The organism is Citrobacter sp. BDA59-3, from assembly GCF_015167655.1.
Lineage (GTDB): Bacteria > Pseudomonadota > Gammaproteobacteria > Enterobacterales > Enterobacteriaceae > Phytobacter > Phytobacter diazotrophicus.
In genome coordinates, this window is the sequence record NZ_CP063427.1 from 748,429 (window position 1) to 773,465 (window position 25,037).

Annotated in this window: 21 protein-coding genes; 9 read left to right on the plus strand and 12 right to left on the minus strand. The window is 54.3% G+C overall.

What is annotated here, in order from left to right:
- The first annotated feature begins 7 nt into the window (after nt 1-7).
- The 8 genes from IP582_RS03525 to folA all read left to right on the plus strand — a co-directional run bounded on the left by IP582_RS03525 (nt 8) and on the right by folA (nt 7,660).
- Nucleotides 8-949, plus strand: a complete 942-nt coding sequence (locus IP582_RS03525) for an electron transfer flavoprotein subunit alpha/FixB family protein (protein ID WP_193795096.1) — start codon at nt 8-10, stop codon at nt 947-949.
- A gap of 55 nt (nt 950-1,004) precedes the next feature.
- Nucleotides 1,005-2,291 carry an FAD-dependent oxidoreductase FixC gene (gene fixC / locus IP582_RS03530; RefSeq protein ID WP_193795097.1) on the plus strand — a complete coding sequence of 429 codons (1,287 nt, stop codon included), beginning with the start codon at nt 1,005-1,007 and terminating at the stop codon, nt 2,289-2,291.
- Nucleotides 2,288-2,575, plus strand: coding sequence for a ferredoxin-like protein FixX (gene fixX, locus IP582_RS03535; RefSeq protein WP_039078319.1), 288 nt, complete (start codon nt 2,288-2,290; stop codon nt 2,573-2,575). Before fixC ends, fixX begins: the two co-directional genes overlap by 4 nt.
- Nucleotides 2,576-2,712: 137 nt before the next feature.
- On the plus strand, nt 2,713-4,044 hold the full coding sequence (locus tag IP582_RS03540; protein ID WP_108702051.1) for an MFS transporter: 1,332 nt from the start codon (nt 2,713-2,715) through the stop codon (nt 4,042-4,044).
- A gap of 103 nt (nt 4,045-4,147) precedes the next feature.
- A complete protein-coding gene (locus IP582_RS03545) occupies nt 4,148-4,381 on the plus strand; it encodes a YgdI/YgdR family lipoprotein (protein WP_193795098.1) in 234 nt (77 codons plus the stop codon).
- Nucleotides 4,382-4,605: 224 nt separating this feature from the next.
- Nucleotides 4,606-5,136, plus strand: coding sequence for a glutathione-regulated potassium-efflux system oxidoreductase KefF (gene kefF / locus IP582_RS03550; protein ID WP_110295063.1), 531 nt, complete (start codon nt 4,606-4,608; stop codon nt 5,134-5,136).
- On the plus strand, nt 5,129-6,991 hold the full coding sequence (gene kefC, locus IP582_RS03555; protein WP_193795099.1) for a glutathione-regulated potassium-efflux system protein KefC: 1,863 nt from the start codon (nt 5,129-5,131) through the stop codon (nt 6,989-6,991). The genes kefF and kefC overlap by 8 nt, the downstream gene beginning before the upstream one ends.
- 189 nt (nt 6,992-7,180) lie before the next feature.
- Nucleotides 7,181-7,660, plus strand: a complete 480-nt coding sequence (gene folA / locus IP582_RS03560) for a type 3 dihydrofolate reductase (protein WP_039078324.1) — start codon at nt 7,181-7,183, stop codon at nt 7,658-7,660.
- Nucleotides 7,661-7,708: 48 nt separating this feature from the next.
- Here the strand turns inward: folA and apaH are convergent, their stop codons facing one another.
- The 6 genes from apaH to lptD are packed head-to-tail and all read right to left on the minus strand — an operon-like array spanning nt 7,709 to nt 14,436.
- Nucleotides 7,709-8,557 (minus strand): bis(5'-nucleosyl)-tetraphosphatase (symmetrical) ApaH, encoded by an 849-nt coding sequence (gene apaH / locus IP582_RS03565; protein ID WP_193795100.1) that lies wholly within the window; start codon nt 8,555-8,557, stop codon nt 7,709-7,711.
- A 4-nt stretch (nt 8,558-8,561) separates the two neighbouring features.
- Nucleotides 8,562-8,939 (minus strand): Co2+/Mg2+ efflux protein ApaG, encoded by a 378-nt coding sequence (apaG, locus tag IP582_RS03570; RefSeq protein WP_039078326.1) that lies wholly within the window; start codon nt 8,937-8,939, stop codon nt 8,562-8,564.
- A 3-nt stretch (nt 8,940-8,942) separates the two neighbouring features.
- The gene (rsmA, locus tag IP582_RS03575) at nt 8,943-9,764 is read right to left on the minus strand and encodes a 16S rRNA (adenine(1518)-N(6)/adenine(1519)-N(6))-dimethyltransferase RsmA (protein ID WP_039078327.1); all 822 of its coding nucleotides are present in this window, start codon (nt 9,762-9,764) and stop codon (nt 8,943-8,945) included.
- Complete coding sequence (gene pdxA, locus IP582_RS03580; RefSeq protein ID WP_193795101.1) at nt 9,761-10,747, minus strand: 4-hydroxythreonine-4-phosphate dehydrogenase PdxA; 987 nt, start codon at nt 10,745-10,747, stop codon at nt 9,761-9,763. The genes rsmA and pdxA overlap by 4 nt, the downstream gene beginning before the upstream one ends.
- A complete protein-coding gene (gene surA, locus IP582_RS03585) occupies nt 10,747-12,033 on the minus strand; it encodes a peptidylprolyl isomerase SurA (protein WP_107224014.1) in 1,287 nt (428 codons plus the stop codon). The genes pdxA and surA overlap by 1 nt, the downstream gene beginning before the upstream one ends.
- 45 nt (nt 12,034-12,078) lie before the next feature.
- Nucleotides 12,079-14,436 (minus strand): LPS assembly protein LptD, encoded by a 2,358-nt coding sequence (gene lptD / locus IP582_RS03590; RefSeq protein WP_193795102.1) that lies wholly within the window; start codon nt 14,434-14,436, stop codon nt 12,079-12,081.
- A 195-nt stretch (nt 14,437-14,631) separates the two neighbouring features.
- Here lptD and djlA point away from each other — a divergent pair, with 195 nt between their 5' ends.
- The gene (djlA, locus tag IP582_RS03595) at nt 14,632-15,447 is read left to right on the plus strand and encodes a co-chaperone DjlA (RefSeq protein WP_039078331.1); all 816 of its coding nucleotides are present in this window, start codon (nt 14,632-14,634) and stop codon (nt 15,445-15,447) included.
- A 239-nt stretch (nt 15,448-15,686) separates the two neighbouring features.
- Here the strand turns inward: djlA and rluA are convergent, their stop codons facing one another.
- The 6 genes from rluA to araA all read right to left on the minus strand — a co-directional run bounded on the left by rluA (nt 15,687) and on the right by araA (nt 25,034).
- Entirely contained in the window at nt 15,687-16,346 is a 660-nt protein-coding gene (gene rluA / locus IP582_RS03600) for a bifunctional tRNA pseudouridine(32) synthase/23S rRNA pseudouridine(746) synthase RluA (protein WP_193795103.1), read from the minus strand.
- Nucleotides 16,347-16,357: 11 nt separating this feature from the next.
- Nucleotides 16,358-19,264 (minus strand): RNA polymerase-associated protein RapA, encoded by a 2,907-nt coding sequence (gene rapA / locus IP582_RS03605; RefSeq protein WP_193795104.1) that lies wholly within the window; start codon nt 19,262-19,264, stop codon nt 16,358-16,360.
- 284 nt (nt 19,265-19,548) lie between these two features.
- The gene (gene polB / locus IP582_RS03610) at nt 19,549-21,906 is read right to left on the minus strand and encodes a DNA polymerase II (RefSeq protein WP_193795105.1); all 2,358 of its coding nucleotides are present in this window, start codon (nt 21,904-21,906) and stop codon (nt 19,549-19,551) included.
- A gap of 101 nt (nt 21,907-22,007) precedes the next feature.
- On the minus strand, nt 22,008-22,640 hold the full coding sequence (locus tag IP582_RS03615) for a YdcF family protein (RefSeq protein WP_193795106.1): 633 nt from the start codon (nt 22,638-22,640) through the stop codon (nt 22,008-22,010).
- A 144-nt stretch (nt 22,641-22,784) separates the two neighbouring features.
- A complete protein-coding gene (gene araD / locus IP582_RS03620; RefSeq protein ID WP_193795107.1) occupies nt 22,785-23,480 on the minus strand; it encodes an L-ribulose-5-phosphate 4-epimerase in 696 nt (231 codons plus the stop codon).
- A 51-nt stretch (nt 23,481-23,531) separates the two neighbouring features.
- Nucleotides 23,532-25,034 (minus strand): L-arabinose isomerase, encoded by a 1,503-nt coding sequence (gene araA, locus IP582_RS03625; RefSeq protein WP_193795108.1) that lies wholly within the window; start codon nt 25,032-25,034, stop codon nt 23,532-23,534.
- Between the last annotated feature and the right edge of the window lie 3 nt (nt 25,035-25,037).

The following is a 25,037-nucleotide window of genomic DNA, read 5'->3' on the forward strand; positions in this document are numbered from 1 at the left end:
GGATGTTATGAGCAAGTTTTCCACTGTATGGGTATTCAGTGATACCGTTTCCCGGCTGGCTGATTTGGTGGGTGGCGCACGCATGTTGGGCGAACAGATCAATGTATTTGTGCTCAGTGAAACCGACAGTGCCACAGCATTCCACCTGGGGGCCGATAGCGTCTGGCATCTCAGCGGTAAACCGGAAGACCGCATGATTGAAGATTATGCGGACGCCATGGCGGCGACCATTCGCCAGCAGGGTTCGAAAGGGCTGGTACTGCTGCCCAATACACGTCGGGGCAAATTACTGGCGGCAAAATTGGGTTTCCGCCTGACGGCCGCTGTCTCTAATGATGCCAATGCCGTCGCCATCGCGGGTGATAACGCTTTGGTAAAACATATGGTGTACGGCGGACTTGCCATTGGCGAAGAAACGCTACGTTCTTCTTTCGCCGTGATTACACTCAGCAGCGGCACATTTGAGCCGGCGCAGCCAGACACTTCGCGAAGCGGCATGGCGCAGACTGTCGCATGGCAGTCGCCGGAAATCTCCGTCATTCGCACTGCAACTCAGGCTCGCCAGAACAGTAACGTTAATCTTGATAAAGCGCGGTGGGTTGTCAGCGTCGGACGCGGTATCGGTAGCAAGGAGAATATCTCGCTGGCAACAGCGTTGTGCCAGTCCATTGGCGCGGAGTTGGCCTGTTCGCGTCCGGTCGCTGAAAACGAAAAATGGATGGAACACGAACGCTATGTCGGCATTTCTAACCTGATGCTCAAACCGGAATTGTACCTGGCTGTAGGGATCTCCGGTCAGATTCAGCACATGGTGGGCGCAAACGGCGCACAGACGATTTTTGCCATTAACAAAGACAAAAACGCGCCGATTTTCCAGTATGCCGATTACGGTATCGTCGGCGATGCGCTGAAAATTTTACCCGCACTCACGGCCGCATTAGCGCGCTAATTCCTTAAGCAGAGCGGTGGCCGCTCTGTTATTACAGGTAATTTCTGGAGTTTTTATGTCAGAAGATATTTTTGACGCCATCATCGTGGGGGCGGGGGTGGCGGGCTCGGTGGCAGCGCTGGTGCTTGCCAGGGAAGGTGCGCAAGTCCTGGTGATTGAGAGGGGCAATTCCGCCGGAGCGAAAAATGTAACTGGCGGGCGTATTTATGCCCATAGTCTCGAACGTATTATTCCCGGTTTTGCCGGGCATGCTCCCGTCGAACGCCTGATTACACATGAAAAGCTCTCGTTTATGACCGATAAGGGAGCAATGACGGTAGATTACCTCAACGGCGATCACGGTGAACCTGAGCAAGCCTCTTATTCCGTCTTACGCAGTAAATTTGATGCCTGGCTGATGGAGCAGGCAGAAGAGGCGGGTGCACAATTGATCACCGGGATCCGCGTTGACAATGTTGTGCAACGTGATGGCAAAGTGATTGGCGTGGAAGCCGATGGCGACATTCTGGAAGCGAAAGTCGTGATTCTGGCGGACGGTGTGAATTCCTTACTGGCCGAACAACTGGGCATGGCGAAACGTGTTACGGCTTCGAATGTTGCGGTTGGGGTTAAAGAACTTATCGAATTGCCAAAAACGGTCATTGAAGATCGTTTTCAGTTACGGGGCAACGAAGGCGCGGCCTGGCTGTTTGCCGGCGCACCGACAGATGGCCTGATGGGGGGCGGGTTCCTCTATACCAATCAAACGACAGTTTCGCTTGGGTTAGTATGCGGTCTGCATCATCTCAAAGAGGCCAAAAAATCAGTCCCGCAAATGCTGGAGGATTTTAAACAGCACCCTGCCGTCGCGCCGTTGATTAGCGGCGGAAAAATGGTGGAATACGCCGCTCATGTTGTTCCGGAATCCGGGATGAATATGCAGCCTGAACTGGTTGGCGACGGTGTACTGATCGCGGGTGATGCCGCTGGCATGTGTATGAATCTTGGTTTCACCATTCGTGGCATGGACCTGGCGGTGGCGGCAGGGGAAGCCGCCGCGAAAACGGTACTTTCCGCGATGCAAAGTAACAATTTCAGCCGTCAGGGGCTTTCGGCTTATCGTCAGCTCCTTGATGACGGTCCGATGCGGGATATGCGTATGTATCAGCGTTTACCTGCCTTCCTCGATAACCCGCGCATGTTTACCCGTTACCCAGAAATGGCGGTTGGCGTGGCACGCGATCTGTTTACTGTCGATGGTACCGCCCCGGTAGCAATGCGTAAGAAAATCCTTCGACATGCCAAAAAGGTCGGCTTTATCAATTTGATAAAGGATGGTCTAAAAGGAGCGACTGTACTATGACTTCCCCCGTCAATGTGGATATCAAACTGGGTGTTAACAAATTCAACGTGGATGAAGAAAACCCACACATCATTTTAAAAACCGACCCCGATAAGCAGGTGCTGGAGGTGTTAGTTAAAGCCTGTCCTGCGGGGCTGTACAAAAAGCAGGATGACGGCAGCGTGCGTTTTGATTACGCCGGATGCCTGGAGTGCGGTACCTGTCGGATTTTGGGGTTGGATACGGTCCTCGAAAAATGGGACTACCCACGCGGTACGTTTGGTGTGGAGTTTCGCTACGGCTAAAACCGGTGCCGGATAACAGAGATTTATCCGGCCTATAAACATTACGTGAAGTATTGGCTGGAGAAGGTGCTTTTGCCGGGCCATTCGGCACTTGAGGTGACCAACCTCGTATTTTGCCGTTGAGACAGGACATAACCATGCAGCAGATCAGAAATTTTGATGATATCCAATTCTCATCTATTCACCGTCGAATCATGTTGTGGGGAAGCGGCGGACCTTTCCTGGATGGGTATGTGCTTGTCATGATTGGCGTTGCTCTGGAGCAGCTCACGCCAGCATTAAAGCTGGATGCACAGTGGCTGGGATTGTTGGGGGCGGGAACGCTGGCGGGTCTGTTTGTCGGTACCTCGTTGTTTGGCTACATCTCAGACAAAGTGGGGCGACGGAAAATGTTCCTCATTGATATCATCGCCATTGGGGTGATATCGGTGGCGACGATGTTTGTCTCTTCGCCCATGGAATTGCTCATTATGCGAGTGCTGATTGGCGTGGTGATTGGCGCGGATTATCCTATCGCAACCTCCATGATCACTGAATTTTCCAGTACCCGCCAACGAGCTTTCTCAATCAGTTTTATTGCTGCGATGTGGTATGTCGGCGCGACCTGTGCCGATCTGGTCGGTTATTGGTTGTACGATGTGGAAGGCGGATGGCGCTGGATGCTGGGGAGTGCGGCAATCCCCTGTATCATGATCCTGATTGGGCGTTTTGATCTTCCAGAATCTCCGCGCTGGCTCCTGCGTAAAGGGCGGGTAAAAGAGTGTGAGGAGATGATGATTAAACTGTTTGGCGAGCCGGTAGCGTTCGATGATGAACCACCACAAGAAACTCGCTTCTTACAGCTGTTTAATCGTCGTCACTTCCCGTTTGTCTTATTTGTCGCCGCTATCTGGACGTGCCAGGTTATTCCGATGTTCGCCATTTATACCTTTGGTCCGCAGATTGTTGGCCTGCTGGGGCTGGGCGTCGGGAAAAGCGCGGCGCTGGGCAATGTGGTGATCAGCTTGTTCTTTATGCTGGGCTGCATTCCACCGATGTACTGGCTGAACAGCATGGGGAGGCGACCGCTGCTGATCGGCAGCTTTATGATGATGACACTGGCGCTGGCCGTGCTGGGATTGATCCCTGAAATGGGTATCTGGCTGGTGGTTGCGGCATTCGCGGTATATGCCTTTTTCTCCGGCGGGCCAGGAAATCTCCAGTGGCTTTACCCGAATGAGCTGTTCCCGACCGATATTCGCGCCTCTGCCGTTGGCGTCATCATGTCCCTGAGCCGGATTGGTACCATTCTTTCAACCTGGGCGCTGCCGATTTTTATCACTAAATATGGGATCAGTTACGTCATGCTGATGGGGGCGGGAATTTCGCTCGTTGGCCTGCTCATCTCCATCGCTTTTGCACCGGAGACGCGTGGTTTGACGCTTGCTCAGACGGGGAGTATGACGATTCGACGCAAGTCCCTGAATTAAGTCAAACCTTCAGAGTGTTCTGTATTTTCTTTTAAGGTCAGTCAGTTAGTCTAAAGTTACCCTGTATTTAACTGAAAACGACTGAAAAGCAGGGGAGAACACCATGCGAACGAAACTGTTATTAACATCACTGTTTACGGCTGCCACGCTCTTTACCGTTGTCGGTTGTTCATCCAATCAGGCTGTAAAAACCACCGATGGCAAAACTATCGTGACTGATGGCAAACCGGAAATCGATAGCGACACCGGCCTGGTCTCTTACAAAAATGCGGAAACGGGTAAAACTGAGCAGATTAACCGCGACCAGGTGAAGAACATGAGTGAACTGGACAATTAATTTCACTCCATGTCAGAAAGCGTCCCGCCATTAGCGCGGGACTTTTTTTGTCTCACCCCTCGGTGGCGGCAGACCGGTAACGCCAGCCCCTCTCGCTGTTTTAGCCGCTATTCTGACAGGTGCTGTGCTGGTGCCTGCTAATCCCGCACAGATTGTCGCTGTTAGCACGACGATTAACTGTCTACACTCAAAGAAAAAAGTGTGCAGTGAAAACAGGTTAATCGATGATTCTGATAATTTATGCCCATCCCTATCCGCAGTATTCCCATGCGAATAAGCGGATGATTGAGCATGCAGGGACTCTGGAGGGGGTGGAAATCCGCTCTCTTTATCACCTCTACCCCGATTTCAATATTGATATCGCCGCCGAGCAGGAGGCATTGAGTCGCGCTGACCTGGTTGTCTGGCAACATCCCATGCAATGGTACAGTGTACCGCCGCTCCTCAAATTATGGATTGATAAAGTCCTGGCCCACGGCTGGGCATATGGCCATGGCGCGCGTGCGTTGCAGGGGAAAAGTCTGTTATGGGCCGTGACCACGGGCGGCGGGGATCAGCACTTTGATATTGGTTCACACCCCGGCTTTGATGTTCTGGGACAGCCATTACAGGCCACGGCGCTCTATTGTGGGATGAACTGGTTGCCGCCGTTTGCCACTCACTGCACCTTCATTTGCGACGACGAAACCCTGCAGGCGCAGGCCCGTCGCTACAAACAATTGTTGCTCGACTGGCAGGAGACCCACCATGGATAGTCATACGCTTATTCAGGCGCTGATTTACCTGGGGGCGGCCGCGCTCATCGTACCGATCGCGGTACGCCTGGGGCTGGGGTCCGTGCTGGGTTATCTGATCGCCGGTTGTATTATTGGTCCGTGGGGCTTACGTCTGGTCACTGACGCTGAATCTATTCTCCACTTCGCTGAAATCGGCGTGGTGTTGATGCTGTTTGTGATTGGCCTTGAGCTGGATCCCCAGAGGCTGTGGAAGTTGCGCGTGTCGGTCTTTGGCGGTGGCGCATTGCAAATGGCCTCCTGCGGCGTTTTGTTGGGGGCGTTTTGTATGGTACTGGGGCTCGACTGGCCGGTGGCGCTGCTTATCGGCCTGACGCTGGCGCTCTCCTCAACCGCGATTGCCATGCAGGCGATGAATGAGCGTAACCTGACCGTTTCGCAAATGGGGCGAAGTGCCTTTTCCGTGCTGCTCTTCCAGGATATCGCGGCCATTCCACTGGTGGCGATGATTCCGCTACTGGCCAGCAGTGGCGCATCCACAACGGTGGGGGCGTTTGCCCTGTCGGCGTTGAAAGTGGTTGGCGCGCTGGCGCTGGTGGTCGTGCTGGGGCGCTATGTCGCGCGTCCGGCACTGCGTTTTGTTGCCCGCTCCGGATTACGTGAAGTGTTCAGCGCCGTGGCGCTGTTTCTGGTATTCGGTTTCGGTTTACTGCTGGAAGAGGCTGGCCTTTCCATGGCGATGGGCGCGTTTCTGGCTGGCGTGCTGCTGGCAAGCTCGGAATACCGTCATGCGCTGGAAAGCGATATCGAACCCTTTAAAGGTCTGCTGCTGGGGCTCTTTTTTATCGGTGTCGGTATGTCGATAGACTTTGGCACCCTTATCACTCATCCGCTGCGTATCCTGCTTTTGCTGGTCGGTTTCCTGGTGATTAAAACCCTCGTTCTCTGGCTGATTGCTCGTCCGCTGAGTGTGCCTGGCAAACAGCGGCGCTGGTTTGCGGCACTGCTGGGGCAGGGCAGTGAGTTCGCGTTTGTGGTTTTTGGTGCAGCACAAATGGCAGGCGTGCTCGACCCGGAGTGGGTCAAAGCCTTGACGCTGGCGGTGGCGTTGTCCATGGCGGCGACGCCTGTGCTGTTAGTCCTGCTGACGCGTCTGGAAAGCGCTGGCACCGGACAAGCGCGTGAAGCCGATGAGATTGACGAAGATGAACCGCGGGTCATTGTGGCCGGATTCGGCCGCTTCGGCCAAATTGCCGGGCGTCTGCTACTCTCTAGTGGAGTCAAAATGGTTGTCCTCGATCACGACCCGGACCACATTGAAACGCTGCGCAAATTCGGCATGAAGGTCTTTTATGGCGATGCGACGCGTGTGGATCTGCTGGAATCAGCCGGTGCCGGAAAAGCCGAAGTGCTGATCAACGCGATTGACGATCCGCAGGCCAATCTCCAGCTTACTGAGCTGGCGAAAACCCATTTCCCGGCGCTGCGTATTATTGCCCGTGCCCGCGACGTCGATCATTACATTCGTCTGCGCCAGGCGGGTGTTGAGAAGCCGGAGCGTGAAACATTTGAAGCGGCGTTGAAAGCCGGAAGAATGGCGCTCGAAGGGTTAGGTCTGGGGCCATATGAGGCGCGTGAGCGTGCCGACCTTTTCCGCCAGTTCAACACCCAGATGGTTGAGGAGATGGCCGGAGTGGATAACACCGCTCAGGCCAGAGCGGACGTCTTTAAACGCACCAGTGCGATGTTGACGGAGATTATCAGCGAAGACCGGGCGCATCTGTCCGTGGTCCAGCGCCATGGCTGGCAGGGGACCAAAGAAGGCCGTCACACGGGGGATGTCGCCGATGAACCTGAGGCGAAACCACAGCCATAGCGCGTGTTACGGCTGATTGACGGTTAAGGGTTTGCTTCGCGAAAAAGTGGAAAGCAAGGTATACGATCGTGCAGCGCGGGTTTGCTTACAGATTACGAAAATTTTCTGTCTCTTTACCCTGTCGCCAGTCGACGAAAGAATGCGCTTTCCGTATAGTGGCGACAATTTTTTGCATCCGGGAAATTATCAATGATCAGTCTGATTGCGGCGTTAGCGGTGGATCGCGTCATTGGCATGGAGAATGCCATGCCATGGAACCTACCTGCCGATCTCGCCTGGTTCAAACGTAATACGCTAAACAAACCAGTGGTTATGGGACGCCTGACATGGGAGTCGATTGGACGCCCGCTGCCAGGTCGTAAAAACATTGTCATCAGCAGCAAGCCAGGCACTGACGATCGCGTACAGTGGGTCACCTCGGTTGACGCGGCGATTGCCGAGTGCGGTGACGCGGAAGAGATCATGGTGATCGGCGGTGGCCGTGTTTATGAGCAGTTCCTGCCGAAGGCACAAAAGCTCTATCTGACGCACATTGATGCCGAAGTCGAAGGGGATACCCATTTCCCGGATTACGATCCGGATGACTGGGAGTCGGTATTTAGCGAGTTTAACGATGCGGATGAGCAGAATTCTCACAGCTATTGCTTCGAGATTCTGGAACGTCGGTAATTGTCTGCCCCGGTAGCGCGTTGCGCGCCGGGGCGACAGCATATCTTCTTAAGAGGCGACCGCCTCGTCTTCACCTAAATCCATCTGACGGTTCGACGGTTGTACAAACCAGGCCTGGTCTTCCCAGCGCAGGCAGGTCAGTGTGCCACCCCAGCAACAGCCGGTATCCAGCGCATAAAAGCCTTCTGGCGTGCCTTTCCCTTCCAGCGATGCCCAGTGACCAAACACGATGCTGTACGCCTGAGAGACAGGTCCGGGAATGGTAAACCAGGGCTTCAACGGTGCCGGTGCGTATTCCGGAACATCTTTGCAATACATATCCAGTTCCCCGTTCGGGAAACAGTAGCGCATCCGCGTAAAGGCATTGCTGATAAAACGCAGCCGTGCCATTCCGCTCAGTTCCGTTGACCAACTGTTCGGATAGTCGCCATACATCCCGTCAAGGAAGAACGGGTAGGAGTCGCTGGAGAGAATGGCTTCAACGTCGCGTGCGCATTGCTGAGCCGTCTCCAGATCCCACTGCGGCGTAATACCCGCGTGGGCCATCACCAGCTTTTTCTCCTCGTCGACCTGCAACAGCGGCTGACGACGCAGCCAGTTGATGAGGTCGTCGGCATCGGACGCTTCCAGAAGCAAATTAAGCCGGTCTTTGGGTTTATTGCGGCTGATGCCGGCAAACACCGCCAGCAGGTGCAGATCGTGGTTGCCGAGGACCAGGCGAACGCTGTCGCCCAGCGATTTAACGTAGCGCAATACATCCAGCGAGCCGGGGCCGCGCGCGACTAAATCACCCGTTAACCATAAGGTGTCCTGCCCAGGTACAAACTGCACCTGATTTAACAATGCGAGCAGTTCATCATAGCAACCATGAACGTCGCCAATAAGATATGTAGACATTGTCTCAGTGGATTAGTGTTTGAACGGCAAGTCGGAAGACCGGGATAGCGATGCGGAACGCCTTCCCTTGCGCATCGATCATTTCATAATGGCCTTCCATGGTACCAAACGGCGTTTCAATTACCGCACCGCTGGTATACTGATATTCTCCGCCGGGTTCAATGTGCGGCTGAACGCCAACCACACCTTCACCCTGAACCTCAGTTTCACGGCCATTCCCGTTGGTGATAAGCCAGTACCGTTTAAGCAACTGGACCGGCGCTCGCCCCAGATTCCGAATAGTGATGGTGTAAGCGAAAACATAGCGTTCTTCATCGGGTGAAGATTGCGATTCAATATAGACACTTTGCACCTGAACAGAAACTCGGGGCGAATTGATCATGACTTAACTCTCCTTCGGCGGCGCATTATCAGTCAGATAGTTCGCCATCTTGCAATACTGCGCAACAGAGATGTTTTCCGCACGCATCGCCGGATCAACGCCCAGCTCCGTCAATACCTCAACGGAGAAGAGGTTGCCAAGGCTGTTGCGGATCGTTTTACGGCGCTGGTTAAAGGCTTCCGTCGTGATCCGACTCAGCACCCGGACTTCTTTGACCGGATGTGGCAACGTGCGATGTGGTACCAGGCGCACGACAGCGGAATCCACCTTAGGCGGTGGGGTGAAGGCTGTTGGCGGCACTTCCAGCACCGGAATAATCTGGCAATAGTATTGCGCCATGACGCTTAAACGACCATACGCCTTACTGTTTGGCCCTGCAACCAGACGATTGACGACCTCTTTTTGCAACATAAAGTGCATGTCGGCAATGGCATCAGTATAGCTAAACAGATGGAACATTAGTGGCGTGGAGATGTTATAAGGCAGGTTGCCAAATACGCGCAGCGGCTGACCCATAGTCTGCGACAGCTCGCCAAAATTCATGGTCATTGCATCTTGCTGAAAAATCGTCAGCTTTGGCCCGAGAAACGGGTGTGTTTGCAGACGTGCAGCCAGATCGCGATCCAGCTCGATAACGGTGAGCTTATCCAGACGTTCACCTACCGGCTCGGTCAGCGCGGCAAGGCCCGGGCCGATTTCGACCATCGCCTGGCCTTTTTGTGGATTGATAGCTGAAACAATACTGTCGATCACAAACTGATCGTTGAGGAAGTTTTGCCCGAAGCGTTTACGGGCTAAGTGGCCCTGATGGACTCGATTAGTCATTGAGTATTAACAATCATGGTGATGGCGAGATTAAGCGCCGTGATAAAACTGCCGACATCGGCTTTTCCCTGGCCCGCCAGTTCCAGCGCGGTGCCATGATCAACAGATGTACGAATAAAAGGTAAACCGAGCGTGATGTTCACGCCACGGCCAAAGCCCTGGTATTTTAGCACGGGCAGGCCCTGATCGTGGTACATCGCCAGTACGGCGTCGGCATTATCAAGATATTTAGGCTGAAAAAGCGTATCGGCAGGCAGTGGACCACTAAGGTTCATGCCTTTTGCGCGCATTTCATCAAGAACTGGAATGATCGTATCGATCTCTTCGGTGCCCATATGTCCGCCTTCCCCGGCGTGTGGGTTCAGGCCGCACACCAGAACATGTGGCTGGCGGATACCAAACTTTTGCTGCAAATCGGTATACAAAATGGTGATGACGTCGCGCAGCAAATCTGGCGTGATGGCCTCGGCAACCGCTTTGATGGGCAGATGGGTCGTGGCCAGCGCAACGCGGAGTTCCTCTGTTGCCAGCATCATCACGACTTTGCTGACGCGCGAACGCTCTTCGAAGAACTCGGTGTGTCCGGTAAACGGCGTTCCCGCGTCGTTGATCACCCCTTTATGCACGGGGCCGGTGATCAGCGCAGCAAACTCGCCGCTCAGGCAACCATCGCAGGAACGGGCCAGCGTGTCGACCACGTATGGTCCATTGCTGACGTCCAGCTCGCCTGGCACAACTGGCGTTTTGAGTGCAACGGGTAATACGGTGAGGCTTCCTGCCTGTTGTGCACGGGCCGATTGTCCGGCGTGGTACTCGCGCAGGACGAGGGGCAAACTCAGCAGCGCCGCACGCTCGGTGAGCAGCGTTGGATCTGCACACACCACTAACTCTACGGGCCAGTCACGCTGGGCGAGTTGTACGACTAAATCAGGACCAATCCCGGCGGGTTCGCCGGGAGTGATAACGACACGATGTGCGTTCATTAGTTGCTCAGGATTTTAACGTAAGCACTGGCGCGCTGTTCCTGCATCCATGTTGCCGCTTCTTCGGAGAATTTGCGGTTCATCAGCATGCGGTAAGCACGATCTTTTTGCGCAGCATCGGTTTTATCGACGTTACGGGTATCCAGTAGCTCAATCAGATGCCAGCCAAAAGAGGAGTGTACCGGGCCGCTCATCTGACCACGGCTAAGCTTCATCAACGCATCACGGAATGCCGGATCGTAGATATCCGCTGCCGCCCAGCCCATATCGCCGCCCTGATTGGCAGAACCAGGATCCTGAGAGAACTCTTTTGCCGCTGCAGCAAAGGTGGTTTTACCGCTCTTGATGTCAGCCGCGATCTGTTCCAGTTTCACGCGAGCCTGGTCGTCACTCATGATTGGCGACGGTTTCAGCAGAATGTGACGAGCGTGAACTTCGGTCACGGAAATGCTCTGGCTTTGGCCGCGCAGGTCGTTCACTTTCAGAATATGGAAGCCAACGCCTGAACGGATGGGGCCAATGATGTCGCCTTTTTTCGCCGTGCTAAGCGCCTGAGCGAAGATTGACGGCAGTTCCTGAATACGCCCCCAACCCATCTGGCCGCCTTTCAGCGCCTGCTGGTCGGCAGAGTAGGTAATCGCCAGTTTGCCGAAATCACCGCCTTTACGCGCTTCGTCAACGATAGAACGTGCCTGGCTTTCTGCTTCATTTACCTGGTCAGAGGTTGGGTTTTCCGGTAACGGAACCAGAATGTGGCTCAGGTTCAGTTCGGTACTGGCGTCGTTTTGGTTGCCTACTTGTTTCGCGAGCGCTTCAACTTCCTGCGGCAGCACGGTGATGCGGCGGCGAACTTCGTTGTTGCGGACTTCGGAAATGATCATCTCTTTGCGGATTTGGCTACGGTAGGTGTTGAAATTCACACCGTCGTAAGCCAGACGGCTGCGCATCTGATCCATGGAGATATTGTTTTGTTTGGCGATATTGGCGATAGCCTGATCGAGTTGATCATCGGTCACCTTGATGTTCATTTTCGTCGCCATTTGCAGAATGATTTGATCCATGATCAGACGTTCAAGAATCTGATGACGCAGCGTAGCGTCATCAGGCAATTGTTGACCCGCCTGGCCCGCGTTAAGTTTCACGGATTGCATCAAACCATCAACGTCGCTTTCGAGCACCACGCCGTTATTCACGACGGCAGCTACTTTATCGACAACTTGCGGTGCAGCGAAACTGGTATTCGCAACCATAGCGATACCGAGAAGCAGCGTTTTCCAGTTCTTCATACTTTTTCCATTTCAATTAACCGATAACTTTGCAAATCAACCACATCATAACGAGCTACGGTACGGCAGAATGTTCGAGCGCAACATTTGTTGCGTACCCAGGCCGTAATTCGAGCTCAAACCGCGCAACTCAATGTTGAAACCGATGACGTTGTCATACTTGCTTTGGTTGTTTTCCCAGCCGTTGATTTTGCGTTCATACCCAACGCGAATCGCATAACAGCAGGAGTTATACTGCAGACCTAACATCTGGTCGGCAGGCTTGCTTGTATGGGTATCGTAGTAGTAAGCCCCAACGACAGACCAGCGGTCGACGATCGGCCAGCTTGCTGCAGCACCAACTTGCGAAATGCCGTCTTTGTACTGCGGCAGGGTCCATGTTGTATCATCTTTGTCTCTTGGAAGTGTCGCTTGAATGTATTCCGGACTGGCGTAGCGATAGCTGAGCTGTACCATACGGTCTTCATCGCGGCGATATTCAACTGACGCGGTGCTGTTGGCGATATTGTCCAGACGCGTGTCATACTGCACGCCGCCACGTAAGCCCCAGCGATCCGAAATGCGCCAGTAGGTATCTCCTGCCCACACCAGTGAACCCGTTTTGTTGTCTTTCTCCCAGTTTATGTTGTCATCGCCAGTGCGTGACTGTGTGAAATAGTAGATTTGACCAACAGAAACGTTAAAACGTTCAATAGCGGCATCATCATAAATACGGGATGTGACGCCGGTGGTGACCTGGTTTGCCGATGCGATGCGATCCAGACCGCCATAGGTACGGTCGCGGAACAGGCCGCTATAGTCAGATTGCAGTAATGAGGAGTCGTAGTTTTGGATAGTGCTCTGGTTGCGATATGGCACATAGAGATATTGTGCCCTTGGCTCCAGCGTCTGGGTATATCCTTCTGCCAGAGTCATATCACGCTCAAAAATCAATTTCCCGTCGACTTTAAACTGTGGCAATACACGACTAACGGAATCTTTATAATCAGTTTTTTTAACCGCGTTGTAAGCATCGATATTGGTTTGCTGATAGTGAGTCGCCATCAGCTTAGCCTCTGTATTGAGGCTGCCCCAGTTGTTCGACAGCGGCAGAGTTAGCGTAGGTTCAAGGTGAACACGCGTGGATTCCGGATTATTCGAGTTAGTGTTAACAAAATGTACCGCCTGGCCATAGACATGCGCATCAAATGGACCAAGGTCATTTTTGTAATAATTCACGTCTAACTGCGGTTCGGCGGCGTAGGAATCACTGTTCTGCCGGTTAAATACCTGGAACTGTTTGGTCGATACGGTGGCGTTAAAATTCTCCAGCCAATAACCCATGCTGAATTTCTGGGTAGCGTAACCGTCAGTACTGGTACCGTATTTCGATGAAAAATCGTTAAAATAGTATGGATCGCTGACTTTGGTGTAATCGACGTTAAAACGCCAAACCTGGTCCATCACGCCAAAGTGACTCCAGTAGAATAACCAGCGATGGCGATTCGACTCGGCAGGATGGTCGTCCTGATAGATGTTATCCGATGGCAGATAGTCGAATTCAACGAGACCTGCTCCCGCTTGCGTCAGGTAGCGGAATTCGTTCTGCCACTGAGTACTGCCACGTTTTTGAATGTAATGCGGCGTGATCGTCGCATCAAAGTTGGGGGCAATGTTCCAGTAGTACGGCAAATAAAACTCAAAGCCGTTGTTTGTGCCGTACTTGGCATTCGGAATCAGGAAACCAGAACGGCGCTTGTCACCCACCGGCAATTGCAGATACGGGCTGTAGAAAACCGGCACCGGGCCAAGCTTAAAGCGCGCGTTCCAGATCTCTGCGACCTGTTCTTCACGGTCATGGATGACTTCGCTACCCACGACGCTCCAGGTATTTGAACCCGGTAAGCAGGAGGTGAATGAACCGTTTTCAAGGATGGTGTAACGGTTTTCGCCACGCTGTTTCATCAGGTCTGCATCACCACGTCCCTGGCGCCCCACCATCTGGTAGTCGCCTTGCCAGACGTTGGTGTCTTTCGTATTTAAATTTGACCAGGCTTTCGGACCTTTCAGGATGACCTGATTGTCGTCGTAGTGCACATTACCCAGTGCATCCACTGTACGCACCGGGTCAGCCTGGCCTTCCACCTGTTTCTGGTGAAGTTGAACTTCATCAGCACGCAGGCGGCTATTGCCCTGATTAATATCCACATTGCCTTTAAAATTGGCGTCGTCAGGGTAGTTACCTTTGGCGTCATCGGCATTGATGGTCACAGGCAGATTATTAGTATCGCCTGTGACCAATGGACGGTTATAGCTCGGAACGCCAAGCATACATTGCGAGGCGAGACTGGCTGTCATCCCTTGTTGACTATAAAGGGCTGTGCCGATCATTGTGGCCAGGAGGGTGGGAATACGTTTTTTCATACGTTGTATTTGTTGTTCCGTCATCTGTGGCTTTACGCTGGCAAACGGTCAGAGACTAACGTACTCATCTTCGCAGCGCTAGTTAATCCTGCCCGTTTTCGAGCCAGGTCAGAGAAGACTGTGCCTGTGCACGGCATAGAATGACGGGTATGATAAAGCAAATTTTAGCCGACGGCATGACGATTTGGGGAGTATATGCAGTATTGGGGAAAAGTGGTTGGTGTGGTTTTCGCTCTGATCATGGGCGGAGGCTTTTGGGGCGCGGTTCTCGGGCTGTTAATCGGCCATATGTTTGATAAGGCTCGCAGTCGAAAAATGGCGTGGTTTGCCAATCAACGGGAACGTCAGACGCTCTTTTTTGCCACCACCTTCGAGGTGATGGGCCATTTAACAAAGTCCAAAGGTCGCGTGACGCAGGCCGATATTCAGGTTGCCAGTCTGTTTATGGACCGGATGAACCTGCACGGTGACTCACGTGCGGCGGCGCAGCAGGCGTTTCGCGTGGGCAAAGCGGATAACTACCCATTACGTGAAAAAATGCGTCAGTTTCGCAGTGTTTGCTTCGGACGCTTTGATTTAATCAGAATGTTCCTGGAAATCCAGATTCAGGCGGCATTCGCCGATGGCTCGCTGCATCCTAATGAGCGCGAAGTGCTGTACGTCATTGCTGAAGAACTGGGGATCTCTCGTGGTCAGTTCGATCAGTTCTTGCGCATGATGCAGGGTGGGGCGCAGTTTGGCGGTGGCTATCAGCAGCAAGCGGGCGGCGGCTGGCAGCAGCAGGCGCAACGCGGCCCTACGCTTGAAGATGCCTGCAATGTGCTGGGTGTGAAGCCAACGGATGATGCCACCACCATTAAGCGCGCCTACCGTAAGCTGATGGGCGAACATCATCCGGATAAGCTGGTGGCGAAAGGGCTGCCGCCGGAGATGATGGAAATGGCGAAGCAGAAAGCGCAGGAGATTCAGAAGGCTTATGAGCTCATTAAAGAGCAGAAAGGCTTTAAGTAAGTTGCGGGCTAGCTTACTTGCCAGATTATCCCCGTGCCGTGCTCGCGCTCCTCACGTACTTTGAGAAGGCTCCGGTTGCTGTGCGCAGGCCGTGAACAATCTGTCTGCGCCGCTCGCCCGCCGTCGATGGCTTAACGCCAGGCTCCGCATAACCCCGGGAGTCGGCGTAAAACGCCTGCTGGTTTTGATGGTAGCCCGGAGAAGACGCAGCCGCATCCGGGACCGTAAGCCGCGTTAAGTCAAAAATCCACCGGCGCCCTGAACGTCATGCTGTTGCCATACGCCGGGTGGGTTATCGTCAACGTTTCCGCATGCAGTAACAGGCGTGGCGCCAGAACAAGAGCCTCTGGCGTCGCGTAAAACCTGTCGCCCAGAATCGGATGCCCCAACGCCAGCATATGCACACGCAGCTGGTGCGAGCGACCGGTAATCGGCTTAAGCCGCACGCGCGTGGTATTGTCGGCGGCGAACTCCAGCACTTCATACCCGGTCTGCGCGGGTTTACCGGTCTCGTAGCAGACTTTCTGCTTCGGGCGATTCGGCCAGTCGCAAATCAGCGGCAGATCGACAAGCCCCTCTTCGTGCTCCAGGTGTCCCCAAACGCGCGCCACATACTGCTTTTTCGGTTCGCGCTCGCGGAACTGGCGCTTGAGTTCGCGCTCCGCCGCTTTGGTCAGAGCCACCACAATCACGCCGCTGGTCGCCATGTCCAGACGATGCACGGATTCCGCCTGCGGAAAATCGCGCTGAATACGCGTCATCACGCTGTCTTTATGCTCTTCAAGACGCCCTGGCACAGACAACAGGCCGCTCGGCTTGTTGACCACCATAATGTGCTCATCCTGATAGAGGATAGTTAGCCAGGGATCCTGAGGCGGATTGTAGGACTCCATTACCATAGCCTGCTCCGTTACTGATGCGTCACAACGATAAGACGCAGCGCGTCAAGACGCCAGCCTGCCTGTGAAAGGCTTTCCAGTACCTGCAGGCGGTTGCTCTCAATAGCGCTCAGCTCGTCATCACGAATATTCGGGTTAACGGCTTTGAGGGCTTCGAGGCGCGACAGTTCCGCTGACAGTTTTTCATCCGCTTCGCGCTTCGCGGCGTCGATCAATGCCTGTGCGGCTTTTTCGACCTGCGCTTCACCTTTTTGCAGAATGGTGTGTACATCCTGCTGTACGGCGTTCACCAGTTTACTGCCGGTGTGGCGGTTAACCGCGCTGAGCTGACGGTTGAAACTCTCGAACTCGACCTGTGTGGCAAGGTTAGTGCCGTTTTTATCCACCAGCAGACGAATCGGCGTTGGCGGCAGGAAGCGGTTAAGCTGCAATTGTTTCGGCGCCTGTGCCTCAACGACATAAATCAGTTCCAGCAGCAGTGTACCGACAGGCAGCGCCTTATTTTTCAACAATGAAATGGTGCTGCTACCGGTATCGCCAGAGAGGATCAGATCCAAACCGTTGCGAATCAGCGGGTGTTCCCAGGTAATAAACTGCGCATCTTCGCGGGACAGTGCCACCTCACGCTCAAAGGTGATGGTACAGCCATCTTCCGGCAGGCCCGGAAAATCCGGTACCAGCATATGGTCGGACGGCGTCAGCACAATCATGTTCTCGCCGCGATCGTCCTGGTTGATACCGACGATATCGAACAGGTTCATGGCGAAATTGATAAGCCCGGTATCATCATCCTGCTCTTCAATGCTTTCTGCCAGCGCCAGCGCTTTTTCACCGCCGTTGGAGTGAATTTCCAGCAGACGGTCCCGACCTTGCTCAAGCTGCGCTTTCAGCGCGTCATGCTGCTCGCGGCAAGTCTTGATAAGATCATCAAAGCCGTCGGTATTTTCCGGCGATGCAAGGTAATTAATCAGATCGGTGTGGACCTTGTCGTAAATCGTCCGCCCTGTCGGGCAGGTGTGTTCGAACGCGTCCAGACCTTCGTGGTACCAACGCACCAGCACGGATTGCGCCGTTTTTTCCAGATAAGGCACGTGGATCTGAATGTCATGCGCCTGGCCGATACGATCCAGACGACCGATTCGCTGTTCGAGCAGATCCGGGTTGAACGGCAGATCGAACATGACCAGATGGCTGGCAAACTGGAAGTTACGTCCTTCGGAACCGATTTCAGAGCACAGCAACACCTGCGCGCCGCTGTCTTCTTCGCTAAACCAGGCCGCCGCGCGGTCACGTTCTACAATCGACATGCCTTCATGGAACACTGCGGCACGGATACCTTCACGCTCGCGCAACACCTGCTCCAGTTGCAGCGCGGTGGCCGCTTTGGCGCAGATCACCAGAACCTTCTGTGAACGGTGGCTGGTCAGATAGCCCATCAGCCATTCGACGCGAGGATCGAAGTTCCACCAGGTACCGCTGTCGCCTTCGAATTCCTGATAGATCTGTTCCGGGTAGAGCATATCGCGGGCGCGGTCTTCAGCACTTTTACGCGCGCCCATGATGCCGGAGACCTTAATTGCCGTCTGATACTGGGTCGGCAGCGGCAGCTTGATGGTGTGCAGTTCGCGTTTCGGGAAGCCTTTCACGCCGTTACGGGTGTTACGGAACAGTACGCGGCTGGTGCCGTGGCGGTCCATTAACATCGAAATCAGCTCCTGACGCGCTGCCTCAGCGTCGTCACGGTCACTGTTGGCGGCCTGCAGCAGCGGCTCAATGTCTTGTTCGCCAATCAGATCGCTAAGTGTATTGAGCTCGGTATCACTCAGGCGTTTGCCTGCCAGTAACAAGGCAACCGCATCAGCAACCGGGCGATAGTTCTGTTGTTCATCAACGAACTGAGCGAAATCGTGGAAACGGTTTGGATCCAACAAGCGCAGGCGCGCAAAGTGGCTCTCAAGGCCCAGTTGCTCCGGTGTCGCAGTAAGCAGCAAAATGCCCGGCACGCGTTCAGCAAGCTGCTCAATGGCCTGGTATTCGCGGCCTGGAGCCTCTTCGCTCCACACCAGGTGATGAGCTTCATCCACCACCATTAAATCCCATTCGGCGTCACACAGGTGCTCCAGGCGCTGTTTATTACGGCGCACGAAGTCCAGTGAGCAAATTACCAGTTGTTCTGTTTCAAATGGGTTGTCGGCATCGTGCTGCGCTTCGGCATAGCGTTCGTCATCAAACAGCGCAAAGCGCAGGTTGAAGCGACGCAGCATTTCGACCAGCCACTGGTGCTGCAGCGTTTCCGGCACGATGATCAGCACACGTTCTGCTGCGCCAGACAATAACTGCTGGTGGAGGATCATCCCGGCTTCAATGGTTTTACCTAAGCCAACTTCGTCCGCCAGCAGGACACGTGGCGCATGGCGACGGCCAACATCGTGGGCGATATGCAACTGGTGAGGGATCAGGCTGGTACGCTGGCCGCGTAGCCCGCTCCATGGCATACGGTACTGTTCACTTTGATATTTACGCGCGCGATAACGCAGCGCGAAACGGTCCATACGGTCGATTTGCCCGGCGAACAGGCGGTCTTGCGGTTTGCTAAAGACCAGTTTGCTGTCGAGAAAGACCTCGCGCAGCATGACGTTGGTTTCCTGCGTATCCAGGCGCGTACCGGTATAGGCGAGCAGACCGTTTTCTTCTTTTACGTCTTCAACAGTCAGCTGCCAGCCTTCGTGGCTGGTTACCGTATCGCCAGGATTAAACATGACGCGTGTAACGGGGGAATCGCTGCGTGCATACAGACGATTTTCTCCCGTCGCGGGAAAAAGCAGAGTAACGGTTCGCGCATCCATCGCTACGACTGTACCCAGTCCGAGTTCGCTTTCCGTGTCGCTTATCCAGCGTTGACCAAGTGTAAAGGGCATAAATTGAACTCTATATCTCAAATTGCAGGCAATAGTTCGTCACCGCCTGAGAATCAGGCGGACGGCTAAGTTTGGGGCCAGGAATAGAAAGGGCGCTATGGTACTGGATGGCAATGCTTTCGTCACTCTCGTTATGCCCGTTGTTTTGCAAGTCACCGCGTTGTTGGCACGTTGATCACCTTGTTCGCTGTATGCTGAAAACCAGCTCAACAATGGCCGTGAAGCAACCCGCAATCCAGAGGCTCGAAGGCTGGCCTCTGTTACTGTGCCAGCCTGATACGACGTCAAAACAGTCCCAGTTGCCCTGTCAGTAGTGTAGCAAAATCATCGTCGGTGAAGGGCAGTATTCCATCAGCGACCGGCTGAAGTTGTTTGGTCAGATAGTGGTCGTAATCCAGCGGGGATTGCTGATAATCCACCGGTTCCGGCCCCTGTGTCGTCCAGACATATTTGATGGTGCCACGATTTTGATACTGGGGCGGGCGGCCGCGTTTCAGGTTCTGTTCATCGGCGAGTCGTGCTGCGCGAACATGAGGCGGCACGTTACGCTCGTAATCGGCCAACGGGCGGCGTAGACGCTTGCGGTAGACCAGCAGCGCATCCAGTTCGCCTGCCATCAGCTTATCAATCGTTTCGCGCACATAGTCCTGATAGGGCTCATTGCGAAAGATACGCAAATAAAGTGTCTTTTGAAATTGCTGCGCCAGCGGCGTCCAGTCGGTTCGTACGGTCTCCAGCCCTTTGAACACCATCCGTTGTTCTTCACCTTCTTGTATCAATCCGGCGTAGCGCTTTTTACTTCCCTGTTCTGTGCCGCGAATGGTCGGCATCAAAAAACGGCAAAAGTGGGTTTCGAATTCCAGTTCCAGCGCACTGGTCAAGTGCTCAGCGGACAGATGTGCCTCCCACCAGTTGTTTACATAGGCCACCAGTTCTTGACCAATACGTGCCGCATCGGCCTCGTTATGTGCTTTTTTGAGCCAGACAAAGGTGGAATCCGTATCGCCGTAAATGACGTCATAGCCCTGAGACTCAATCAGCGCTTTGGTCTGGCGCATGATCTCGTGGCCGCGCATGGTGATCGATGAAGCAAGACGCGGATCGAAAAAACGGCAGGCGCTGGTACCCAGCACGCCGTAAAACGCATTCATGATGATCTTAAGCGCCTGAGACAGCGGTTTGTTTCCCACTCGTTTGGCTTCATCGCGGCCATGCCAGATTTGACCGACGATCCCGGGCAGGCAATGGGTCTGCCGGGAAAAGCGTGCGCCCAGAAAGCCGCTTGTGCTGTGTTCAGGAGCCGGATGCGCCATCCCTTCCACCAGACCGACGGGATCGATCAAGAAGGTGCGGATGATCGAGGGATACAGGCTTTTGTAGTCCAGCACCAGCACGGAATCGTACAGGCCCGGGCGTGAGTCCATCACATAGCCGCCGGGACTGGCCTGCGGTGGCACATCACCAAGGTTTGGCGCGACATACCCCGCGCGGTGCATCCGTGGAAAATAGAGGTGGCTAAACGCCGCCACCGAACCGCCATGTCTGTCAATCGCCAGGCCGTTCACCGTAGCGCGTTCCAGCAAGAACGGCATGATGTCCGTTTTGTGGAAGATACGCGTTACCAGTTCACAATCTTTCAGGTTATAGGTGGCAAGGGCGGGCTTGTTTTCGGCGAAACGGCGATCGATTTCGTCCATGCGATCCCATGGGTTATCGATCGCTTTTCCTTCACCCAGTAACTCCTGCGATACCGTTTCCAGCGAAAAAGAGGAGAAATTCCAGAAAGCGGATTTAAGCGCTTCAATCCCGTCGATAATCACCCGGCCGGTTGCCTGGGCGAAGAAGACGCCGTTTTTAAACCCGTGCTCGCGCCATTCGAGCGGTTGATTGCCGCGCCCGAGCAATAAAGGCAGGCGATAACGTTCCGCGCTTTTTTGCAGCACGCGCAGGTCGAACTGCACGACGTTCCAGCCGATAATCACGTCGGGATCGTGCTGCGCAAACCAGGCGTTGAGCTTTTCCAAAAGTTGCGGACGACTGGAGACATACTCAAGAGTGAAATCCAGCCCGCTGGCATCACCGTTTTCCGGACCGAGCATATAGACTGTGCGCTGGCCGCACCCCTCCAGCCCGATACAGTAAAGTTCGCCGTTACGGGTGGTTTCGATATCCAGCGAGACCCATTTGAGGGGCGGGCGGTAATGCGGATTGGGTTTCAGGCGCGCGTTGGTCAGTTGCTCGCCGCGCGGCTCGCCATCCACCCATACCGGCGCGGTAATAAAGCGCTCCATCAAAAAGCGTTCTGGTGGGCGGACATCGGCTTCATAAACCGTGACGCCACCGTCGCGCAGCAGTTTTTCATAGCGCATCAACTGGCGGTACGCCCGACAATATAGCCCGTGAACGGGCTGGCGGTGGAAATCCTTAAGTTGCAGCGGCGTGAGGCGGTACTGGTTTTCTCCGGCGAGTAAACGCTGTGCCTGGCTGACTTGCGCACTGGGGATAAACGCAACCGATTCTTGTGGCGGCAAAAAGACCTGTAGCGGCCCGTTATCCGTCGCCAGCCAGAATTCCACCTCGGTTCCCTGTGGCGTGTCCCGCCAGTGTCGGGTCAGTAAAAAGCCTTCTCGCGCTTGCGTCACACCATTCTCTCATCGCCTCATTATCGGCGAGATTATAGCCTGGTTTGCCCGGAGATACTGATTTTTTGTACAGGTGTGCGGAAGCCCGCCCGCCGCTGCACTCAGCCGGGCTGGCGGTCGACTTTTTGTATCGGAATACGCGGGAGATATCGCAGTATGCGATAACCGGTGTAGTAGAACGATTCCCTGAGCAGAAAAGGCAGTTGCGTTTGCCAGGAACGATATCGGCTTGTGGTGGTGGGCGAGGACCAACTCACAATATCGTTATCGTGTGCGATAAGCCGCATGCGCAGCATATGCAAAGGATCGCTGACCAGTAGCGCGGTCTGCATATTCTGGCGTGTCATGATTATTTTGGCGTTATGGATATTTTCACGGGTAACGGTAGATTGCTCGTCGATAAAAATGACCGACTCAGGGATACCCCGATTTAAGAGATAATTTCGGGCGATGGCGGCATCGGACTCGGTTGCGCCATTACTGAGACCGCCTGTCAGGATCAGCGAGTTCACTTTGCCTTCTTGATATAACCAAATCGCGTGGTCTAGTCTGGCGGTAAAAACCGGGCTGGGGGATTTTTTATTGATACCGGCTCCGGCAACAATCGCGCAATCTGCCTTGCGTGTCTGGTCCTGTTGGCTAAAGCGGTAAATCGCGATGGCGTTATAAATGATCACGAACGCCGCCGTGACGAGCCCCAGCAGTATCCATTTTCCTGCTCCCTTTATTTTCACTGGCTTTTCTCCCGCCGGTTGCCGTATCGCATAGCATTGCCAGTTTGCCGTGAAATGGCAACGACATGCTGGATATAAGGCGGAAAATTAGGAAGTTAAAAATGACCGACCCGTAGCCTGGCTACGGGTCGGAGAGGGTAAAACTTACTGTCCGTAATAGGCTTTTGCGCCGTGTTTGCGCAAATAGTGTTTGTCCAGCAGTGTCTGTTGCATAGCCGGGAGTTCTGGCGCGAGCTGGCGGCAGAAAATGCCCATATAGGCCACTTCCTCCAGCACGATGGCGTTGTGCACCGCGTCGTCGGCGTTTTTCCCCCAGGCGAACGGCCCATGTGAGTGCACCAGTACGCCGGGCATTTGCGCCGGATCGATACCCTGCTTTCTGAAGGTTTCAACGATCACGTTGCCGGTTTCCCACTCGTATTCACCGTTAATTTCGGCATCCGTCATTTTGCGCGTACAGGGAATGGTGCCGTAGAAATAGTCTGCGTGGGTTGTTCCGGTCGCCGGAATGGCCTGGCCGGACTGTGCCCAGATGGTAGCGTGGCGCGAATGGGTATGCACAATGCCGCCAATGGTCGGGAACGCCTGATAGAGCAGGCGATGCGTTGGGGTGTCGGAAGAGGGTTTCTTTTTCCCTTCCACGACTTCCCCGGTTTCGAGACTGACCACCACCATATCCCCGGCGGTCATGACGCTGTAATCGATGCCGGACGGTTTAATTATCAGTACGCCACGTTCGCGGTCAACGGCGCTGACATTCCCCCAGGTGAGGGTCACCAGGTTGTGTTTTGGCAGCGCCAGATTGGCTTCCAGCACTTGCTGTTTCAATGCTTCTAACATGCTTTCCTCCAGGAAAAAGCGGCCTGCCGGAGCAGGCCTAATGTTCCCCTGTTAACGTTTGGAGCCGTAATACACTTCGTTCCAGCGCAAAGCGTCTTTAAAGGCAGGCAGGCGGGTTTCGCTATCGATAGTCACAATTTCGATACCGTGTAGCTCAGCGAACTGGCGCATGTCATCAAGATTCAGGGCGTGGCTGAACACGGTATGGTGCGCGCCGCCCGCCAGGATCCAGGCTTCGGAGGCGGTCTGTAGATCAGGCTGTGCTTTCCACAATGCGTTCGCAACCGGCAGTTTCGGCAGATCGTGCGGCGTCTTAACGGCATCAACGCAGTTCACCAGCAGGCGGAAGCGATCCCCCAGATCAATCAGGCTGGCGTTAATGGCCGGGCCGGTTTTGGTAGAGAAGATCAGGCGTGCCGGATCGGCTTTACCGCCAATGCCGAGGTACTGAACATCCAGGATCGGTTTCTCATCCAGCGCGATAGACGGGCACACTTCCAGCATGTGCGAGCCGAGTGCCAGATCGTTGTTCTCTTCGAAGTGATAGGTGTAGTCCTCCATAAAGGAGGTGCCGCCCTGCAGACCGGTCGACATCACCTTCATGATGCGAAGCAGAGCGGCAGTTTTCCAGTCGCCTTCGCCAGCGAAGCCATAGCCCTGTTGCATCAGGCGCTGTACGGCCAGGCCCGGAAGCTGTTTCAGGCCGTGTAAATCTTCGAACGTGGTGGTAAAGGCATGGAAGCCACCCTGTTCCAGGAAGCGTTTCATCCCCAGCTCAATGCGTGCGGCATCAATCACATTCTGACGCTTGTCGCCGTTAACCTGTGCGGCTGCGGTCAGGCGGTAGCTGCTTTCATACTCGTCGACCAGCGCGTTAACATCACCTTCACTGATGCTGTTCACTACTTGAACCAGATCGCCCACACCCCAGGTGTTGACGGAGAAACCGAACTTGATTTGTGCGGCTACTTTATCGCCGTCGGTCACCGCCACTTCACGCATGTTGTCGCCGAAACGGCATACTTTCAGATGACGGGTATCCTGTTTGGACACGGCCTGGCGCATCCAGGCACCAATACGCTGGTGCGCTTTTTTGTCCTGCCAGTGGCCGGTCACCACCGCATGCTGTTGGCGCATACGGGCACCGATAAAGCCGAACTCACGGCCGCCGTGCGCGGTCTGGTTCAGGTTCATAAAGTCCATGTCGATGCTGTCCCACGGCAGGGCAGCGTTAAACTGAGTATGAAATTGCAGAAGCGGTTTGTTGAGGATTGTCAGGCCGTTAATCCACATTTTTGCCGGTGAGAAGGTATGCAGCCACACCACCATACCGGCGCATTTGTCGTCATAGTTGGCGTCACGGCAGATATTCGTTATTTCATCCGGCGAGGTGCCGAGCGGCTTAAGAACCAGTTTGCAGGGCAGTTTGGCCTCAGCGTTCAGCGCGTTAACCACTTGCTCGCCATGCTGCGTCACCTGACGCAGGGCTTCGGGTCCGTAAAGGTGTTGGCTGCCAATCACAAACCAAACTTCATAATTATCAAAAATCGTCATTAT

What these genes read in the sequence shown, in the direction of transcription:
- IP582_RS03525 (WP_193795096.1), top strand. Translation starts at nt 8, where the DNA reads ATGAGCAAGTTTTCCACTGTATGGGTATTCAGTGATACCGTTTCCCGG.
- fixC (WP_193795097.1), top strand. Translation starts at nt 1,005, where the DNA reads ATGTCAGAAGATATTTTTGACGCCATCATCGTGGGGGCGGGGGTGGCG.
- fixX (WP_039078319.1), top strand. Translation starts at nt 2,288, where the DNA reads ATGACTTCCCCCGTCAATGTGGATATCAAACTGGGTGTTAACAAATTC.
- IP582_RS03540 (WP_108702051.1), top strand. Translation starts at nt 2,713, where the DNA reads ATGCAGCAGATCAGAAATTTTGATGATATCCAATTCTCATCTATTCAC.
- IP582_RS03545 (WP_193795098.1), top strand. Translation starts at nt 4,148, where the DNA reads ATGCGAACGAAACTGTTATTAACATCACTGTTTACGGCTGCCACGCTC.
- kefF (WP_110295063.1), top strand. Translation starts at nt 4,606, where the DNA reads ATGATTCTGATAATTTATGCCCATCCCTATCCGCAGTATTCCCATGCG.
- kefC (WP_193795099.1), top strand. Translation starts at nt 5,129, where the DNA reads ATGGATAGTCATACGCTTATTCAGGCGCTGATTTACCTGGGGGCGGCC.
- folA (WP_039078324.1), top strand. Translation starts at nt 7,181, where the DNA reads ATGATCAGTCTGATTGCGGCGTTAGCGGTGGATCGCGTCATTGGCATG.
- apaH (WP_193795100.1), bottom strand. Translation starts at nt 8,557, where the DNA reads ATGTCTACATATCTTATTGGCGACGTTCATGGTTGCTATGATGAACTG.
- apaG (WP_039078326.1), bottom strand. Translation starts at nt 8,939, where the DNA reads ATGATCAATTCGCCCCGAGTTTCTGTTCAGGTGCAAAGTGTCTATATT.
- rsmA (WP_039078327.1), bottom strand. Translation starts at nt 9,764, where the DNA reads ATGACTAATCGAGTCCATCAGGGCCACTTAGCCCGTAAACGCTTCGGG.
- pdxA (WP_193795101.1), bottom strand. Translation starts at nt 10,747, where the DNA reads ATGAACGCACATCGTGTCGTTATCACTCCCGGCGAACCCGCCGGGATT.
- surA (WP_107224014.1), bottom strand. Translation starts at nt 12,033, where the DNA reads ATGAAGAACTGGAAAACGCTGCTTCTCGGTATCGCTATGGTTGCGAAT.
- lptD (WP_193795102.1), bottom strand. Translation starts at nt 14,436, where the DNA reads ATGAAAAAACGTATTCCCACCCTCCTGGCCACAATGATCGGCACAGCC.
- djlA (WP_039078331.1), top strand. Translation starts at nt 14,632, where the DNA reads ATGCAGTATTGGGGAAAAGTGGTTGGTGTGGTTTTCGCTCTGATCATG.
- rluA (WP_193795103.1), bottom strand. Translation starts at nt 16,346, where the DNA reads ATGGTAATGGAGTCCTACAATCCGCCTCAGGATCCCTGGCTAACTATC.
- rapA (WP_193795104.1), bottom strand. Translation starts at nt 19,264, where the DNA reads ATGCCCTTTACACTTGGTCAACGCTGGATAAGCGACACGGAAAGCGAA.
- araD (WP_193795107.1), bottom strand. Translation starts at nt 23,480, where the DNA reads ATGTTAGAAGCATTGAAACAGCAAGTGCTGGAAGCCAATCTGGCGCTG.
- araA (WP_193795108.1), bottom strand. Translation starts at nt 25,034, where the DNA reads ATGACGATTTTTGATAATTATGAAGTTTGGTTTGTGATTGGCAGCCAA.